The following is a 14,664-nucleotide window of genomic DNA, read 5'->3' on the forward strand; positions in this document are numbered from 1 at the left end:
CGGCCGGGGCCGCCGTACCGGCGGGCGAGGCCGGCACGGGCGGCACCGCGGCCGCAAGCGGATCGACCGCCGCCGCATCGGGCGGCGCTGCCGCTTGCGCGGCGCTCGGGGCGGCGGCAAGCCGGCTGTCATAATCCGACAGGGTCTTCAGCCCCTGCGTGATACTGGCCTGGCTGGCCGTGTGATAGATGACCTCGGGCGTCGGCAGTCCCTGGGCCGCGCAGACCTGCGTCAGGGCCGTGCCCATCGCCCGGCCCAGCGCATTGTCCGGCAGGAACGCCGCGAAATGCTGCCGTCCCTCGGCGCGGGCGGCGGCAACCAGGCGCGCCACCTGCTGTTCCGGCGCGATCCCCATCACCCACACACCCGGCCGCCCCAGCGAGACATCGCTGGTATAGGCCAGCAGCGGCACCGCGGCCGACGCCGCCACCGTGGCCGCCTGGGCGGTGTCGCCGGCGGTCAGCGGCCCCAATATCACACCGTCACCGGCCGCCACCGCCGCCTGCGCGGCGGCCCCTGCCCCGCCCGGCGCCGCCGTGTCGCGCACATCCAGCGGCGGCGCTGCGGGGTTGTCCAGCGCCAGGCGCGTGGCCGCCAGCATTTCCTGTCCCAGGCGGGCATTCGGGCCGCCCAGCGGCAGCAGTACGCCCACTGTACGCCCGGGCGGCACCGGCGCGCCGACGGGCGGGGCGGCCGGCGCACCGGTCACAGGTGCCGGCGGCGACGGACCGGCACAGGCCGCAAGCCCCGCCAGCGAAGCCGCCATCAGCAGGCCGGCCTTGCCGGACACGCCGCGAACGGTTGCATCTGCCCCGCGTTTCTGCGACCGGAGTCCACATGTCCGATTCATCTTCCTCGTCCCTGCCTTTCCGCTCCATGCCGGACGGAGACCCGTCCGCGATGCCCTCTTCCCATAGCGACGCGGGACACGACCGTCATGCCCCCGACGATGTCGAGGCCGACGAGTCCGCGGACGCGCCCCCCCTTGCCGGCGGCGGCCTGTCCCTGGTGTCCACGCCGATCGGCAACCTGGGGGACCTGAGCGACCGGGCCGTCGCCACCCTTTCGGCCGCGGATCTGGTCCTGTGCGAGGACACGCGCGTGACCGCCCGGCTGCTGGCGTCGCGCGCCATCTCGGCCCGGACCGAGCCCCTGCACGACCATAACGAACAGCAGCGGATTCCGGCGCTGATCGACATGCTGGAACACGGGCGGCGCATCGCCATCGTGTCCGACGCCGGCACGCCCCTGCTGTCCGATCCAGGTTTCCGGCTGGTGCGGGCGGCCATCGCGGCGAACATTCCCGTCACCGCCGTGCCGGGCCCCAATGCCGCCGTAACCGCGCTGACCCTGTCGGGCCTGCCGCCGCATCCGTTCCTGTTCTCGGGCTTTCTTCCCCCGCGCGAAGCCGCGCGGCGCGAGAGCCTGATTACTCTGCGCGCCGCCGAGCAGGCCGGCCTGTCCGCCACCCTGATCTGGCACGAGGCCCCGCATCGGCTGGCGGCGATGCTGGCCGACCTGGCCGACATCTTCGGCGCCGACCGTCCCGCCGCCGTAGCGCGGGAATTGACCAAACGGTTCGAGGAGGTGCGGCGCGGCCCGGTCGGCACGCTGGCGGCCTGGTACGACCAGACGCGCGCGCGGGGCGAAATCACGGTGCTGCTGGGGCCGCCCGGCGCCGACGATCGCGGGGCGGACGACCTCGATACCCGCCTGCGCGCGGCCCTGGCCACATTGTCGGTCAAGGATGCGGCGGCGCTGGTGGCCGGGGCGGTCAACCTGCCCAAGCGCACGGTCTATGCCCGCGCCCTGGAACTGGCCCGCGAGGAAGGGCAACCCGGGGATCCGCACCGTTACTGATCGCCGATATCCGTATCGAACAGGCTGTCGGGCTGCGGCCCCCCGCCCAGACGGACATTGAACAGATCGACACGGGTTTCCTGCCCCTGGGCATCGACGACGCTCCAGGAACGCAGGGCCAGCGGATTGTCATGAAACACCAGTGTCAGGCTCCCGTCCCCTGGCGACGCGGTCCGCGCCAGCGTGACCTGCACCAGCCCGTTGGCGTGCGTGAAACCGGTAACGGTCACATCACCCGAGAGTTGCAGATCGGGCCGCAGCAGCAACCCCAACGGCGTCTTGTCCAGCGGTATCGTCGTGGTCTGGCCAAGCTGGCTGTCGTTGAAGACGACCTGGCCGTGGTTGGCCACCAGCAGCAGCGGGCTAGGCTTGTCGTATTCGAAGCGCATCCGCCCCGGCCGGCTGAGCCACGCCGTACCCGTCGTCCGCTTCCCGTCGGGGGCCAGTTGCTGGAACTGGGCCTCCAGCGTCGTGATGCCGTTCAGATAGGCCTGAACCCTCTGCACCCAGCCCCGATCGGCCGGCGCCAGGGACAGCGCCGCCGCCGTCTGCGCCCGGGCCTCGGGCATGGATGCGGGACAGGCCATTACCACGCCCCCGGCCAGCAGGCAGGCCGCCAGCCGCGCGGGCAACAGAAATCGTTCTGAAAGACGAGAGGGTCGCGTCATGGGATCCGATCGGGCAGAGGCGAGCGCCGGCAAGGGGCCAGCCTGTCTTCGTTGCCCGATCATTCCGGCAAGATCAAGGCGTTCCGGACCCCGCATCCCCCGGAACGATTCCCGCCCCGTTTCAGCGCAGCCTGCCCGAAGCCACCAGCGCCGCCAGTCCCGGCGGCAGGTCGATCCCCGGCGGCAGTTCCGGCGCCCCCTGCGGCGCGTCCAGCACCGTGCGCATCGGCAGCACCCCCGCCCAGACCGGCACCTCGGCCTCGGCGGCGTCGCCCGGCGGGCCGCTGCGCGTCTTGGCGCTGGCCTCCTCGATGTCCATCCACAGCACGGCGGTCGCCTTCAGTTCCTGCGCCGTCATCGGACGCAGCGTGTCCCACCGGCCGGGGAAAAAATCCTCGACCATGTCGCGCAGGGCGCCGGCAACCGCCTCGCCGCCCTCCAGCAGCCGCGCGGTGCCGAAGGCCATGGCCGAGCGGTAATTGACCGAATGGCTGAAGGCCGACCGCGCCATGACATAGCCATCCATCAGCGTGCAGGTCAGGCAGACCCGCGTGCCCTCGGCCGCGCGCAGGAAGCGGCTGGCCGCCGACCCGTGCCAGTAGACGCGGTTTCCCACCCGCCAATGCAGGGTCGGCGTCACATAGGGCGCACCGTCGATGACATAGCCCACATGGCACACCGGGGTCGCGTCCAGGACGGCATGGACATCGGCATGGGCGTAGCTGCCCCGCTCGTGCGCCCGGCGGACCCGGTTGCGTTCGGTGACGGGATAAAGATCCGGCTGCGGGGAAGCGGGGTCGGACATCGTGGGGGTTCCTGCCTGTTGCGTCGTCACGCTGCCATGTAAAACGGTCTGCCGGTAACGACCGCCTGAACGATTTCGACCAGACCAGTTTCAGACGAAAGGACCCCGTTCTCGTGGCACGCGACACGATGCGCCCGCCCGCCGCCTGGCTGGTGCTGGACCGGCCGGCCGGCGCGCTGGAGGCGCAGATCCATCGCACGATCCGCGACCGCATTCTGGGCGGCCAGTTCGCGGCGGGCGACCGCCTGCCGTCCAGCCGGGCGCTGGCCGTGGCGCTGGGCGTCGCGCGGTCGACCGTCGTGCAGGCCTACGAACGATTGCGCGCCGAAGGTTTCCTCGAGGCCCGCGGCGGGTCGGCCACACGCATCGCCGCCCTGCCGTCCCCGCCGCCGCACGGGCGCGCGTCCGGGGCCGAAATTCCCCCGCAGGTGCGGCCTTCCATGCCGAGCAACGCGGCACCGGGTGCGTTCCAGCCCGGCCTGCCGGACCTGACATCCTTTCCCCATGCCGCATGGGCGCGTTGCCTGGGCGCGCGGGCACGGTCGGGCCGGATGGTCGATCTGGGCTACGGCCCCGCGGCCGGGGCGGCCGAACTGCGCGCCGCCATTCTCTCCCACGTCGCGGCCACGCGCGGCGTCGTCGCAACGGCGGACCGGGTCGTCATCGTGCCGTCGACCCGCACGGCCATCGACGTGATCGCCCGCGTCGTCCTGCACCCCGGCCAGCCGGGCGGCGACGTCGCCTGGGTCGAGGATCCGGGCTATCCCGCGTCCCATGCCCTGCTGCGCGCGGCGGGCGCGCGGCTGGTGGCGGTCGCGTGCGACGCGCACGGCATGGACGTCGCCCGGGCGGCCGGCCCCTCACCGCGCCTGATTTCCGTGACGCCGTCGCATCACTATCCGACCGGCGCCACCATGACATTGCAACGCCGGCTGGCGGTGCTGGGCGCGGCGCAGGCCAGCGGGGCAGTGATCCTGGAGGATGATTACGACAGCGAATTCCAGTACGGATCGCGCCCCATCGCCGCCTTGCAGGGCATCGACCGGACGGAATCCGTGGCCTATCTGGGCACATTTTCAAAAACCCTGGCGCCGGGGCTGCATGTCGCCTACGCCATCCTGCCGGCTTGGCTGGCGCCACGGGTCGCCGACGCACTGCGGATGCGCGGCGCATTGGTCCCGACCCATGTCCAGCTCGCGCTGGCGGATTTCCTGAATGACGGGCACCTGCGGGCGCATGTGCGCCGGATGGGCGCCCTGTATGCCGAACGGATGGCGGCCACCGTCGCGGCCCTGCGCGGGCATTGCGGCGACATCCTGAGCCCGGGCGCCGGCGAAGGCGGCCTTCAGCTTGCTGCATGGTTCAACGACCCGACGCTGGACGACCGCGCCGTTGCCCGCGTCCTGGCCACGCGCGGGCTGGCGATGCGCCCCCTGTCGGAATTCCATCTGGGCCCCGCGCGCCCGGGACTGCTGCTGGGCATCGCACGCGCGACGGCGGACGACGCCGACCACGCGGCACGGCAGATACGCGCGGCGGTAAGGCAAGGGCGTTGCCCTTGACCCACCAAAGGGCATAGCCCTTTGGAAACCCGAGACTTTTAAAATCGGATGGGATGCAGGAACCCGACAACGCAGGCCGGGCGCTCTACCCCGCCGATCCGATCAGGATGCCGGCGGCGAAGACCAGCGCGCCGCCGACGACGATCTGCACGATCGCCGACCCGAACGGCGTCTCCTGGTAGCGCCATCGCACCCACGAGATCACGAACAACTCCACCACCACCACCAGCATGGCGATCAGCATGGCGACCGAAAAATTGCCGATCAGGAACGGGATGGTATGGCCGATTCCGCCCGCCGTGGTCATCAGCCCGCAGACCAGCCCGCGCAGCAGCGGCGCACCCCGGCCGGACAGCTTGCCGTCATCCGACAGGGCCTCGGCGAAGCCCATGGAAATTCCCGCGCCGACCGATGCGGCGATCCCGACCAGGAAAGCCTGCCACGGCTGATGCGTCGCGAAGGCGGCGGCGAAGACCGGGGCCAGGGTCGAGACCGATCCGTCCATCAACCCGACCAGGCCGGGCTGGATCACCTGCAGGATGAAACGGCGGCGCGCGCCTTCATCCTCATCCTCGCGCTTGCTGGCCGGCAGGCGCTTGAGTTCGATGACGCCCGCGGCCTGTTCGTGCCGGTCCTCGGCCACCGCCAGATCGCCCAGCAATTTGCGCGTCGCCGCATCGGTGGTACGCAGCGCCGCCTGGCGATAGAACCGCGCCGCATCCATTTCCATCTGCCGGGCGTGACGGCGCACGGCGTCGATCCCCTGCCGTTGCACCTGCCAGGCAGGGCGGCGCACCATGAAGCCGGCGATGTCCTGCCGCCGGACCAGCGGAATATGGCTGCCGAACCGCCGGACATAGAGGTCGATCAGGGTGCGCCTGTGCTCGTCTTCCTCTTCCGCCATGTCGGTGAAGATGTGGGCGGTATCGGGATAATTTTCACGAAGGACATACGCGAAATCGGCATAGATGCGCCCGTCCTCCTCCTCGTTCGAAATCGCGAGCGCGAGGATGTCCTGATCGCTCAGGGTCGTGAATTTCCGCATGGCGTCTGTATGCCGAAATCACCCCAACGACTCAAGACATTTCGATATCGTGAGAATTGTTCGCGTTATCAACAGTAGAAAAACGAACCCCCCGACACACCGCACGATCGCGACAATCTTCAGATACAATCAGGGAATGATGAAAACGCCAGAAACCGTCATCCCGTCTTCCGGCGCGAAATGCGGCCCGGGACGCGAACGCACCGGGGGGCGTGGCACGGAAAATACGTGCCGGACGGCCCCTCCAGCGACCGGTTTAAAAACCAGCCCCTCAGATCGCCGCTTCGGCGAAGATCCGGTTCACGTCGCCGTTCCAACGTCCGTGATAGCGCTCCAGCCACCGCTCGGCCTGTGTCGGGCCGCCGGCCGCGATCTCGTGCAGCGGGTCCAGGAAATGGCGTTCGTCCCGTTCGGCCGCGTCGGTCAGGGCGCGCGCGCGCAGGCCCTGCGCTGCGATATCGACCATGCGGCGGGCCAGGTCACGCGCGCTGCCCCCTGCCCACGGGGCGTCCAGCCCCAGGCGGGGCACGGCGGCGCGCAGGTCGGCATACGCCTCCCACGGCTGTTCCCGCACCAACGCGTCGGCGGCGGTCAGGGCGGCCTCGTCATACAGCAGCCCGACCCACAGGGCCGACTGCGCCATCATCATCTCCGGCGATCCGGCGTCGGCGCCGCGCATCTCCAGGAAGCGCTTCAGGCGGACGTCGGTGAAGGCGGTGGTCAGATGGTCCTCGAAATCGCCCACCGTCGGCGTCAGACCCTCCAGCCCATCCTGCCGCTCGCCGTTCATCCAGGCCCGGAGCGACCGGCCCGCCACGTCCAGAATAACACCGTCGCGCACGATGAAATACATCGGCACGTCCAGCAGCCATTCGACATACGGCTCAAACCCGAAATCCGGGCGGAAGAAAGCGGCCGGCATGCCCGAGCGCGCATTGTCGGTATCGGTCCAGACCTGCGCGCGATTGGATTGGAAGCCGTTGGGCCGGCCTTCGTAGAACGGGGAATTGGCGAACAGCGCCGTCGCCACCGGCTGCAACGCCAGGGACACCCGCAGTTTGCGGAGCATGTCGGCCTCGGACGCGAAATCCAGATTGACCTGTACGGTGCAGGTCCGCTGCATCATATCCAGGCCGAGCAACCCGACCTTGGGCATGTAGGCCCGCATGATGGCGTACCGGCTCTTGGGCATCCAGGGCATGTCCGCCCGGCTCGCCGTCGGATGGAAGCCCAGCGGCGCGAAGCCGATGCCCAGCGACCGGGAAATCGGGCGGATCGCCTCGAAATGCCGGGCCATCTCGTGCGCCGTGTCGTGCAGGTTGGCCAGCGGCGCACCCGACAGTTCGAACTGGCCGGCCGGTTCCAGCGACACCGAACTGCCCCGCTCCGGCCCGATGCCCTTCAGCCCGATCAGGTTCCCCTTGTCATAGATCCCCTCCCATTCCCCGCCGTCGCCCTGGCGATGCAGGTCGGCCAGGATCTCGGCGATCCCGTCGGGGCTGTAGGCGGGTGGCATCCAGGCCGGGCGATCCGCGCCTGCGGCTTCGGGGCGGACAAAGCCGAATTTCTCATGCTCGGTCCCGATCCGCCAGCGATCGCTCGGCTTGCCCCCCTCCGCCAGCAGGGCGGCCAGTTGGCTCACCGATTCGATGGGGGTGATGTCTTGCTCGCCGGGATTCGACATGGGTTTCGGAATAGTCCTCAGAGACAGAAAAGTAACCGATCGGCCGACCGGACGAATACTGGCCGCGCCACGACCGGATAGCCGGTCAGCGCGACCCTGCACCAGACGCGCGACGGAAACCAGCCCCCATCAGGGACAGGCCACAGGCCACGGCCGTGTCCGCGCGCAGGATGCGCGGACCCAGCGATATCATCGTAACAAACGGCCGCGAACGCAACAGAGCCACCTCGGCGGCGGAAAATCCGCCCTCCGGCCCGACCAGCAGCCCATCGCCGTCACAGGCCCCATCGATGCCGCCCCCCTCGTTGCAGCCAGCCTCGATTTCCGCCGTCCCGTCCCGTTGCGCGGGCCGCTCAGCGGCGACGAACAGGCGTCGCCCCTTCGGCCACGCCGCCAGGCGATCGACCAGGGGCAGCGGGTCGTCGACCTCCGGCACATCCAGGCGTTCGCATTGCTCGGCGGCCTCGACGGCAATGCCGGCAAGGCGCGCGCCGTTCACCCTGTGGGTGTTGGTCCGCTCGGTCAGGACGGGCAGGAAGCGTCTGACCCCCAATTCGGTTCCCATGCGGATGACCAGGTCGGTCGCATCGCGCTTCAACGGCGCGAACAGCAGCACCGGGCCGACAACGGGTTCCGCCGGCCGGGTCTGGCGCCGCACGCGCACCTGCCCGCGATCGCGGCGGATCGCCTCGATCCCGGCGCGCCATTCGCCGTCACGCGCGTTGAACAGCGCGACCTCGTCCCCCGCCCCCATCCGCAGGACCGTGCCAAGGTAATGGGCGTGCCCGGGCGTCAGTTCCACAACCGCGTCGTCGTGCATCGGCGGCTGCGTCGCGGGGGCCGCGAACAGGCGGGGACAATCCTTCATGCCAATCGAAACTCCTGCACGCACCGCCGTCCGGCGGCAGCCGATCCCCCTTGACCGTGACGCGCCATCCGGCCCATCACACCCGGGCCTTAGCAGCCTTGCGATCCGGCGTCATCATGGCCGGACGTTCCCGGCCGGAGACATAGACGTTGAGTGGTTCCCTGCCTCACACCGACATCCGTGCCGAAGGGTGGATCGGCCGGCTGCCGCCGGCGCTCCGTCCCTACGCGCTGCTGGCACGGCTGGACCGGCCGATCGGCACCTGGCTTCTGTTCCTGCCCGGGGTGTGGGGCATCCTGCTGGCGAACGGCATCGACCCGCGCGGGCGCATCCGGCTGATCGTGCTGTTCGGCGTCGGCAGCCTGGTGATGCGGGCGGCGGGATGCGTGGTGAACGACATGTGGGACCGTGACATCGACCGGCGCGTAGCCCGGACGGCGGGGCGGCCGCTGGCCTCGGGCGCGCTGCGGATGCGCCAGGCCGCGGTCTTCCTGCTGATCCTGCTGACGATCGGGCTGGCGATCCTGCTGTGCCTTAATCCGCTGTCGCGCCTGCTGGGCGCGTCGTCGCTGCTGCTGGTCGCGCTGTATCCGCTGGCCAAGCGGGTGACGTGGTGGCCGCAACTGGTCATGGGGTTCACCTTCGGCTTCGGCGCGCCGCTGGGCTACGCCGCCGCCGCCGGCCGGATCGACGCCGCCTGGGTGGCGCTCTATGCCGCCACCATCCTGTGGCAGCTCGGCTTCGATACGATCTACGGCTTCCAGGACATGGAGGACGACGCACGGATCGGGGTCAAATCGACATCCCGCCTCTGGGCCGGGCAGGCGCACGGCTTCGTCGGCGCGTGCTACGCCCTGTCGCTGGCCGCGTTGCTGGCGGCGGGAGGTCTGGGGGGAATGGGGCCTGGATTCTGGCCGGCGATGCTGCTGCCGGCGGCGGCAATGGCCTGGCAGGTCGCACGGCTGGACATCGCCGATCCCCGGGGGTGCCTGGGCCTGTTCCGCTTCAACCGCGAGACCGGGCTGGCCGTCGCGCTGGCGCTGCTGGCCGGGCTGTTCGGCCGATGAGCCCACACACGCCGGCGGAGGCGCGGGCCTTCGTCACCGCGCATACGGCCCTGGCCCATGTCCCGCTGGTGCCGGAAATCGCGCTGCACCTGGCCACCGAGATCACACCGGTCTGGCAGGCAAGCGAGAACTGGCTGGCACAGAACGGCATCGAACCGCCCTTCTGGGCCTTCGCCTGGCCGGGCGGGCAGTTGCTGGCCCGCCACATCCTGGACAATCCGGAACGGGTCGCGGGGCGGCGGGTCCTCGATTTCGCGGCGGGGTGCGGCATCGCGGCCATCGCCTGCGCACAGGCCGGCGCGGCATCGGTCGAGGCGGCGGAAATCGATCCACTGGCCGTGACGGCCATCGCGCTGAACGCCGACGTCAATGGCGTGGACATCACCGCCACAGGGGCCGACCTGGTGGGTACGGCCCCCTGCTGGGATCTGATCCTGTGCGGGGATGTCTGTTACGAAAGCCCGATGACGCAGCACATCCTGCCCTGGCTGCGGTGCTGTGCCCGCACGGCGGAGGTCTGGATCGCCGACCCCGGCCGCGCCTACCTGCCGCGCGACGGGCTGGCCCCCCTCGTCATCCGGGACATCCCCACCACCATGGAACTGGAGGACCGGGTGGTGCGCCGGACGACGCTCTATCGCGTCCGGCCCGCGCCGTAACGGGTCAGATCCGCCCGTAAGCGTAGCTGTCGCGGGGCCGGACACTCAGCCGATAGGCCATCGCCGCACGTTCCGAAGCCTCCAGGCTCTCGCCGCCTATATCGGGCACCAGCGTGCGGTCGGGCAGCATGTCGTAGGTCGCGTACTGCGTGGCGGGCATGCCCAGAAGATGGATGCGGTTCAACGTCCGGCGGTTGACGGTCACGGTGCTGAGCACCCAGCGATTGTCGACATACCCGCCGGGCGCCCCCTGAAGCTGCGCCATCGGATTCATCTGCATCGCCCGCAGATGGTATATGCCCCCACGCGCGTCGGGCTTGCCGTCGAGGACGAGCTGCACATTGCGCTCGTACCCGGTGGCGCCGTCCGGCTGGTATCCCGACCATTGCCCATACACCGGGCCGGTCGGCCCGACGCAGCCCGAAAGCCCCGCCGCCAGAACGCAGGCCCCCAGCACCCCACCGGCCCGACCCATCGTAGCCCGCTTTGTCTTCCGTTCCTTGACGGACAGTACGGCATCGTTTCGCATGATCACGCCCTCGGCGATTGCATGGGACACCCGGCCATCCACAACGACATCCTGTCGCCTGACCAGTCAGGGCAGGATCGCCGGGCGGCGCATCGCCCCCGTGCTGGATCCGTCCCGCCGGATCGGCCCCTTCACCAGGACAAGATAGCCCACCATCAGGTTTTCGTTACTAAAACCTGCGTAACGCACCTGCCCGGCGGCCGGAGACGGCCGCTCGGCGGCCTGCCGGACCTGGCTCGGAAAACGGCCCAGCCGAGACCCGCAGCATATGATCTGCGTCAAATCGGATTATTATATTTCGCTCACGATACGGGGACGCGCGGCTTCAGCAACCGGCCGGCGCTGAGCAGCGCGGACAGATAGGCGAAGGCGGCCGCCAGTTCCAGGCAGCGCAGCGTGGGGTCATGGACCACGAAACCGAAGGTCAGCGCGACGAACATCGCCCCCATGGTCTGGCCGGACAGCCGCGCCACCGACACCATGCCGCTGGCGCTGCCCGATCGGCCGCGCGGGGCGGACACCATCATCGCGCGGTTGTTGGGCGGCTGGAAGATTCCGAACCCCATCCCGGCGATGCCGATCCGCCAGGCAATGTCCAGGTTGCTGGCGTCCGGCGTCAGAAAGCACAGCAGGACGAACCCCGTCCCGGTCACGCACAGCCCGATCGACGACAGCACCCCCGCCGGAATCCGGTCCGCCACCCTGCCCACGAAGGGCGCGATCAGTACGATCCCGACCGGCCAGGGCGTGATCAGCAGCCCGGTCGCGACCGCCGAGCGATGCAGCACCGCCTCAAGCGTGAAGGGCATCGAGATAATGAAGAAGTTGGAAGCGATGAACGCCCCGAACCCCACCCCGAACGCGACCAGGAAGTCCGGCACCGCCAGCAGGTCGATCGGCAGCATCGGGTCGGGCCGTCCGGCCTGGCGGCGGGCCAGTTGCACGAAGGCCCCGGCCCCGGCCAGCAGCAGCCAGACCGCCAGCGCCGGCCCGGTCCGGTGGACAAGGCTGTCCAGCCCGATGATCACCCCCCCGAAGGCCACGACATTCAGCACCGCGCTGGTCAGGTCGAACGCGCGTTCGCTGCGCGGCGTATGCGGAAGGTAGAACAGCGCGGCCAGCATCGCCGCCCCGCCCAGCGGCAGGTTGATCAGGAAGATCCACGGCCAGGTCGCGACCGACAGCACGGCCGAGGCGATGGTCGGCCCCAGCGCCACGCCGGTGGCGACGACGACCCCGTTCAGCGAGATCCCCTTGCCGATCTCGGCATGCGGATAGATGAAGCGGAGCAGCGCGATATTGACGCTCATGATGCAGGCGCCGCCCATGCCCTGCAATGCGCGCGCCAGCGCCAGTTCCAGCAGCGTGTGCGAGACCGCGCACAGCACTGACGCCACGACGAAGGTCGCCAGCCCGATGCGGCACATCCGCGCGAACCCCACCCGCGCCCCCAGCGACGCCAGCGGCAACAGGGTGGAGACACTGGCCAGCTGATAGGCGTTGATGACCCAGATGGACGCCGACGGGGTCGCATGGATGTCGCGCGCGATCGTCGGCAGTGCGACGTTGGCGATGGCGTAATCCAGCACCGACAGCAGGACGGACAGGGCCACGGCGAACATCGCCATCGCCCGCGCCCCGCCATGCAGCCCTTCGCCCTCGACCAGAACCCGCGCCGCCATGCCGCTCAGCCCGCCTGCAGGGTGCGGCCGAACAGGGAGGTCGTCCAGCCCATCGCCTGCAGGAACAGCGCCGGGTCGTAGCGCGGCCCCTCGTCGCGCAGGAAGGCGTGCTGGGCGTTGACCTCGTGCCATTCGTAGCGGACGCCGGCCTGTTCCAGCGCGGCGCGGATCGCCTGGCGGCCGGCGAAGGGAACATGCGGGTCCTGCCGGCCCCAGACCATCATCACCTCGCCGGGTATATCGCCCATGCGATCCAGGGAATCGTCGTGGCGTCCCTGCCCCAGCGTAGCCGAATGGATGTCGGTGGCATAGAAGCACGCCGCCGCCGACACCGCCGGGTTCATCGCGGCGCGGAAGGCCAGATGCCCGCCCAGGCACACCCCCATCGTCGCGATCCGCCCGGTGCAGGCCGGATGGGACGCCAGCCACGCCACCGCCGCGCGTGCGTCGTCGTCATAGGCGGCGACCGGCTTGGCATATTTCAGTTCATTCCCCCGGTCGGTTCCGGCCTGATCGTAGGCCAGGACGGTGCCCGCGGGTTCGTATTCATGGTATACCTCGGGCACCGCGACCACATGACCCATCCCGGCCACCATCGCGGCCAGGCGGCGGATCGGCGCGGTGACCTGATAGATCTCGGAAAACAGGACCACGCCGGCAAAGCGCCCCTCCGCCGCCGGGCGCAGCAGGTGCATCCGCATCGGTCCGCCCGGCGTGGGGATGTCGGCGGTCTCGTCGCTGCGGATGATCATGGATTCAGTCTCCTTTTCCCGCGCCGGGATCAGCGGCCCAGGTCGCGCAGCCGGCGCCCGGCCATCAGGCGGCTTTCGATCTCCTCCAGGGAGACACCGCGCGTCTCGGGAACGTAGGCAAGGGTAATCACGATGAACAGGCCGTTCATCGCGGCGAATACCCAGAACGTCCTGGCCTCGCCCAACGTTGCCAGGACCGACAGGAACACGTTGCTGATCAGCCAGTTGGCGGCCCAGTTGGTGAAGGTGGAACAGGCAATGCCGAAATCGCGGCCGCGCAGGGGCTGGATTTCCGAACACAGCGTCCACACCAGCGGCCCGGCGCCGATCGCGAAGCCCGCGACAAACAGCAGCAGCGCACCCACCATCCCCATCTCGTGGGACGTGGAGTCGCCCCCGACCGCGACCAGCCCGCCGGCCGCCAGCATGGCGAACGTCATGATCGCGCAACTGAGGATCAGCAGCGGACGGCGACCCCACCGGTCGATGAACACGATGGCGAAGCCCGTCGCCGCCATGTTGATCAGACCGATCAGCGCCGTCGCCCACGTCGCCGCCGACACCCCGAACTGCGCCGCCTGGAAAATCTTGGGCGCGTAATACATCAGCACGTTGATGCCCGTCAGCTGCTGCATGACCTGCAACACCACACCCAGCAGCACCGAGCGGCGGAAATTCGCATCCGTGCGGAACAGGGCGAAGCCATCGCCGCCCGGCTTGCGCAGTTCCTGGGCGATGTCGCGGATTTCAGCGTCCGCTTCGGCCGGGTCGGCGCGCAGGTAGCGCATCACCTGGCTGGCGCGACTTCGCTCGCCGCGCATCATCAGCCATCGCGGGCTGTCGGGCAGGAACAGGCAGCCGGCGCAGAACAACGCGGCCGGAACCGCCATCAGGCCCAGCATCCAGCGCCAGTGCCCCCCGTAGGACAGCAGGCTGTCGGTCATGTAGGCCAGGAAAATACCCAGCGTGACCATCAGCTGGTAGAACGAGACCATCGCCCCGCGCACTGCCTCCAACGTCACTTCGGAAATATAGAGCGGGGCCGCGAAGGCCGCGATGCCTACCGCAAGCCCCAGCATGATGCGGCCTGCGATCAGCATGGTGATGGAATGCGCCAGCGCGCAGACCAGCGCCCCGGCCAGGAACAGCAGCGACGCCCCCAGCAGCGCCCGGCGCCGGCCGAAGCGGAACGAGATCCGCCCCGCGCCCACCGACCCCAGCGCGGCGGCGGCCATCATGGACGAGACGATCCATTCCTGCATGCGGGCCGAGGCATGGAATTCGTCGCCGATAAAGCCCAGCGCGCCCGCGATGACGCCCGTATCCAGCCCGAACATCAGCCCCGCCATGGCCGCGAGCAGTCCGACGACGACGGCCCGTGCCGCCCCCGGCGATCCGCCGATACCTGGCGCCGCCTGTGCCGATAGCTGGTCTGGTGACATGTGACGGGTTCCTCCCCATGATTTCTTTTGTGGCACCGGAA

14 protein-coding genes are annotated in these 14,664 nt (G+C 69.6%); 4 read left to right on the plus strand and 10 right to left on the minus strand.

Annotated features, from left to right (window positions below; translation table 11 throughout):
- A partial coding sequence (locus tag HLH34_RS07630; protein ID WP_342354503.1) for an ABC transporter substrate-binding protein occupies positions 1-790 on the minus strand: 790 nt, incomplete at its 3' end.
- Between the two features lie 47 nt (positions 791-837).
- Between HLH34_RS07630 and rsmI the strand changes: the two genes are divergently transcribed.
- Entirely contained in the window at positions 838-1,860 is a 1,023-nt protein-coding gene (gene rsmI / locus HLH34_RS07635) for a 16S rRNA (cytidine(1402)-2'-O)-methyltransferase (protein WP_183119026.1), read from the plus strand.
- Here the strand turns inward: rsmI and HLH34_RS07640 are convergent.
- On the minus strand, positions 1,854-2,528 hold the full coding sequence (locus HLH34_RS07640; RefSeq protein WP_183119027.1) for a LolA family protein: 675 nt from the start codon (positions 2,526-2,528) through the stop codon (positions 1,854-1,856). The two genes, rsmI and HLH34_RS07640, sit on opposite strands and share 7 nt — an antisense overlap.
- 121 nt (positions 2,529-2,649) lie before the next feature.
- On the minus strand, positions 2,650-3,333 hold the full coding sequence (locus HLH34_RS07645) for a pyridoxamine 5'-phosphate oxidase family protein (protein ID WP_183119028.1): 684 nt from the start codon (positions 3,331-3,333) through the stop codon (positions 2,650-2,652).
- A 113-nt stretch (positions 3,334-3,446) separates the two neighbouring features.
- Between HLH34_RS07645 and pdxR the strand changes: the two genes are divergently transcribed.
- Positions 3,447-4,895, plus strand: a complete 1,449-nt coding sequence (pdxR, locus tag HLH34_RS07650) for a MocR-like pyridoxine biosynthesis transcription factor PdxR (protein ID WP_264784285.1) — start codon at positions 3,447-3,449, stop codon at positions 4,893-4,895.
- A gap of 85 nt (positions 4,896-4,980) precedes the next feature.
- On the opposite strand, the gene mbfA is transcribed toward pdxR, so the two are convergent.
- The 3 genes from mbfA to HLH34_RS07665 all read right to left on the minus strand — a co-directional run bounded on the left by mbfA (position 4,981) and on the right by HLH34_RS07665 (position 8,492).
- Positions 4,981-5,940, minus strand: coding sequence for an iron exporter MbfA (gene mbfA, locus HLH34_RS07655; protein ID WP_183119029.1), 960 nt, complete (start codon positions 5,938-5,940; stop codon positions 4,981-4,983).
- A gap of 271 nt (positions 5,941-6,211) precedes the next feature.
- Positions 6,212-7,624: a glutamate--cysteine ligase gene (locus HLH34_RS07660; RefSeq protein WP_183119030.1), complete on the minus strand. Its 1,413-nt coding sequence runs from the start codon at positions 7,622-7,624 to the stop codon at positions 6,212-6,214.
- Positions 7,625-7,709: 85 nt separating this feature from the next.
- A complete protein-coding gene (locus HLH34_RS07665; RefSeq protein WP_183119031.1) occupies positions 7,710-8,492 on the minus strand; it encodes a 16S rRNA (uracil(1498)-N(3))-methyltransferase in 783 nt (260 codons plus the stop codon).
- Between the two features lie 149 nt (positions 8,493-8,641).
- On the opposite strand from HLH34_RS07665, the gene ubiA reads away from it, so the two are divergent.
- A complete protein-coding gene (ubiA, locus tag HLH34_RS07670) occupies positions 8,642-9,559 on the plus strand; it encodes a 4-hydroxybenzoate octaprenyltransferase (protein ID WP_183119032.1) in 918 nt (305 codons plus the stop codon).
- A complete protein-coding gene (locus tag HLH34_RS07675) occupies positions 9,556-10,218 on the plus strand; it encodes a class I SAM-dependent methyltransferase (protein ID WP_183119033.1) in 663 nt (220 codons plus the stop codon). Before ubiA ends, HLH34_RS07675 begins: the two co-directional genes overlap by 4 nt.
- A gap of 4 nt (positions 10,219-10,222) precedes the next feature.
- Here the strand turns inward: HLH34_RS07675 and HLH34_RS07680 are convergent, their stop codons facing one another.
- The 4 genes from HLH34_RS07680 to HLH34_RS07695 all read right to left on the minus strand — a co-directional run bounded on the left by HLH34_RS07680 (position 10,223) and on the right by HLH34_RS07695 (position 14,623).
- On the minus strand, positions 10,223-10,777 hold the full coding sequence (locus HLH34_RS07680) for a hypothetical protein (RefSeq protein WP_183119034.1): 555 nt from the start codon (positions 10,775-10,777) through the stop codon (positions 10,223-10,225).
- A gap of 272 nt (positions 10,778-11,049) precedes the next feature.
- Positions 11,050-12,429 carry an MFS transporter gene (locus tag HLH34_RS07685; protein ID WP_183119035.1) on the minus strand — a complete coding sequence of 460 codons (1,380 nt, stop codon included), beginning with the start codon at positions 12,427-12,429 and terminating at the stop codon, positions 11,050-11,052.
- A 5-nt stretch (positions 12,430-12,434) separates the two neighbouring features.
- A complete protein-coding gene (locus HLH34_RS07690) occupies positions 12,435-13,181 on the minus strand; it encodes a dienelactone hydrolase family protein (protein WP_183119036.1) in 747 nt (248 codons plus the stop codon).
- Positions 13,182-13,210: 29 nt separating this feature from the next.
- Positions 13,211-14,623 carry a sugar porter family MFS transporter gene (locus HLH34_RS07695; protein WP_183119037.1) on the minus strand — a complete coding sequence of 471 codons (1,413 nt, stop codon included), beginning with the start codon at positions 14,621-14,623 and terminating at the stop codon, positions 13,211-13,213.
- Positions 14,624-14,664 lie beyond the last annotated feature (41 nt).

Origin of the sequence: Gluconacetobacter azotocaptans (assembly GCF_014174355.1) — a bacterium.
Taxonomy (GTDB): domain Bacteria; phylum Pseudomonadota; class Alphaproteobacteria; order Acetobacterales; family Acetobacteraceae; genus Gluconacetobacter; species Gluconacetobacter azotocaptans.

What these genes read in the sequence shown, in the direction of transcription:
- rsmI (WP_183119026.1), top strand. Translation starts at nt 838, where the DNA reads ATGTCCGATTCATCTTCCTCGTCCCTGCCTTTCCGCTCCATGCCGGAC.
- HLH34_RS07660 (WP_183119030.1), bottom strand. Translation starts at nt 7,624, where the DNA reads ATGTCGAATCCCGGCGAGCAAGACATCACCCCCATCGAATCGGTGAGC.
- HLH34_RS07695 (WP_183119037.1), bottom strand. Translation starts at nt 14,623, where the DNA reads ATGTCACCAGACCAGCTATCGGCACAGGCGGCGCCAGGTATCGGCGGA.
- HLH34_RS07675 (WP_183119033.1), top strand. Translation starts at nt 9,556, where the DNA reads ATGAGCCCACACACGCCGGCGGAGGCGCGGGCCTTCGTCACCGCGCAT.
- mbfA (WP_183119029.1), bottom strand. Translation starts at nt 5,940, where the DNA reads ATGCGGAAATTCACGACCCTGAGCGATCAGGACATCCTCGCGCTCGCG.
- HLH34_RS07640 (WP_183119027.1), bottom strand. Translation starts at nt 2,528, where the DNA reads ATGACGCGACCCTCTCGTCTTTCAGAACGATTTCTGTTGCCCGCGCGG.
- HLH34_RS07665 (WP_183119031.1), bottom strand. Translation starts at nt 8,492, where the DNA reads ATGAAGGATTGTCCCCGCCTGTTCGCGGCCCCCGCGACGCAGCCGCCG.
- HLH34_RS07685 (WP_183119035.1), bottom strand. Translation starts at nt 12,429, where the DNA reads ATGGCGGCGCGGGTTCTGGTCGAGGGCGAAGGGCTGCATGGCGGGGCG.
- HLH34_RS07690 (WP_183119036.1), bottom strand. Translation starts at nt 13,181, where the DNA reads ATGATCATCCGCAGCGACGAGACCGCCGACATCCCCACGCCGGGCGGA.
- HLH34_RS07645 (WP_183119028.1), bottom strand. Translation starts at nt 3,333, where the DNA reads ATGTCCGACCCCGCTTCCCCGCAGCCGGATCTTTATCCCGTCACCGAA.